Below are 1791 nucleotides of genomic sequence, written 5' to 3'. Positions count from 1 at the left end.
GCTGCCCACGACAGCCCACAGGGCTAATGCACTGGCGACGACTAGCGTGGTACCTCGTGCGAGCGCCTTCTCGGTGAGATGCGCGGGCAGCAGCCTCGGCTCTGGAGCCGCGACCGAATCGCTTGTCGCCATGTCAATCCTTCTCTTTGTCGGCGCTGACCATTGCGGGGCCAGCGGCACTACCGACCGATGAGCGTGCGGACGGGTCGGCAAGGGGTTCGTGGTGGCGGGGGTGGACGGGTCGGACCAAGAGATTGGCGATGAACCCGATGCTGAGCACGATAACCATCACGATGAGCGACGGGATGTAGAGGTCGGCACCCTCCATTCCTTGCGCCCGTCGGGAGTCAACGATGGCGTTCACGATGAGGGGTCCCGAGATCCCCGCGGCGCTCCAAGCGGTGAGGACGCGGCCGTGAATTGCGCCGATCTCCAGGTCTCCATACAGATCTTTGAGGTAGGCGGGAATGGTCGCGAAGGCGCCGCCGAAAAAGCTGACGATGATGACCGTCAGGCTGACGAACAGAGCGATCGACGCGCTGCCGAATGCCGCCAGCAACGCATACAGGAGAAGGCTAGCCCCCGTGTACATCGCGTAACTTCGCTTCCGGCCTAGGCGGTCCGATGTCGACGACCACAAGATTCGGCCGAGCATGTTTCCTAGGGAAAGCACACCGACGAACCCGGCGGCCGCCTCTGGCGTGACTGAGGAGAAGAAGTCCTGGATCATTGGCGAGGCCTGCTCAAGGATGCCGATCCCCGCGGTGACGGTGGTAAACAGCACGATCCAGAGCAAGTAGAACTGCGGCGTTTTAACGGCGTTGCGAACCTGCACGTTTGCGCGGGTCTGCATTGCGCCCTCCTGGGTCGGCACCCATCCGGCCGGCGTCCAGCCGGGAGCAGGGATGCGGATCACGACCGCGCCCATGGTCATCAGCACCGCGTAGATGGCTGCGAGTGTGAGCATCGTGGGCACGAGCGCCTCTGCCGGGCTGGGCGCGTACCCGCTGAGCAGCCGCGCAGTCAGGGGCGACGCGACGAGCGCCCCGCCACCAAATCCCATGATCGCCAGACCAGTCGCGAGTCCCGGGCGATCAGGAAACCACTTGACGAGGGTGGTGACCGGGGAGATGTATCCGATGCCCAGCCCGATCCCGCCGAGCACGCCGTAGGCCAAATACACGACCCATAGCTGTCCGAGCGAGACTCCGACCGCGGCAAGGAGGAATCCGGAGACCCAGCAGACCGCCGAGACCGCCATCGCTTTCCGTGGGCCGTTTCGTTCGATCCAACGGCCGCCAAAAGCTGCAGACAGCCCTCCGATCACGATCGCAATCGAAAAAATGATGGCAACCGACGTTTGGCTCGAGTCGAACCGCTCGACCAATGGGTTCTTGAACACGCTGAACGCGTAGACCTGCCCAATGGAAAGGTGCACCGCCAGTGCAGCCGGCGGCACGAGCCACCGGTTGTACCCCGGGGCGGCCACCGTACGGTCGCGATCGAGCAAGTGCATCAGGATCCTTTTCTTTGGCTGGCCAGTGGCGACAGATGGCCTTGCGGTCGTCCGCCTGCAACGACGCCGCTCTGCTTACGCCCTTAACGTGAACGATACCGACGCCGGTACGCGCTGAACCGGGACAGTCGAGCGGTAGCGGGTTGAGCGTCGCTCACCACGAGGTGGAGCCCCGGAACCCGGCGGTGAGGCCCGTCGGAACGTGCTGCGGTGCGCGTGGCGCGAGGGCCGCCCTCGAGGTGTTCCACAACGCGGGATGCGACGACGACTTAGCC

At 64.5% G+C, this 1791-nt stretch carries 1 protein-coding gene; it reads right to left on the bottom strand.

Going from position 1 to position 1791, the window contains the following annotated elements:
- Positions 1-133: 133 nt before the first annotated feature.
- The gene (locus EUA98_RS19485; protein WP_130104335.1) at positions 134-1516 is read right to left on the bottom strand and encodes an L-lactate MFS transporter; all 1383 of its coding nucleotides are present in this window, start codon (positions 1514-1516) and stop codon (positions 134-136) included.
- Positions 1517-1791 lie beyond the last annotated feature (275 nt).

Source organism: Pengzhenrongella frigida, assembly GCF_004168625.1.
Taxonomy (GTDB): Bacteria; Actinomycetota; Actinomycetes; order Actinomycetales; family Cellulomonadaceae; genus Pengzhenrongella; species Pengzhenrongella frigida.
Note: the sequence above shows the minus strand (reverse complement) of the source record. Positions and strands in the feature narration are given on the sequence as shown.

Excerpts from the sequence above, each read along its gene's own strand:
- EUA98_RS19485 (WP_130104335.1), bottom strand. The coding sequence starts at position 1,516 with ATGCACTTGCTCGATCGCGACCGTACGGTGGCCGCCCCGGGGTACAAC.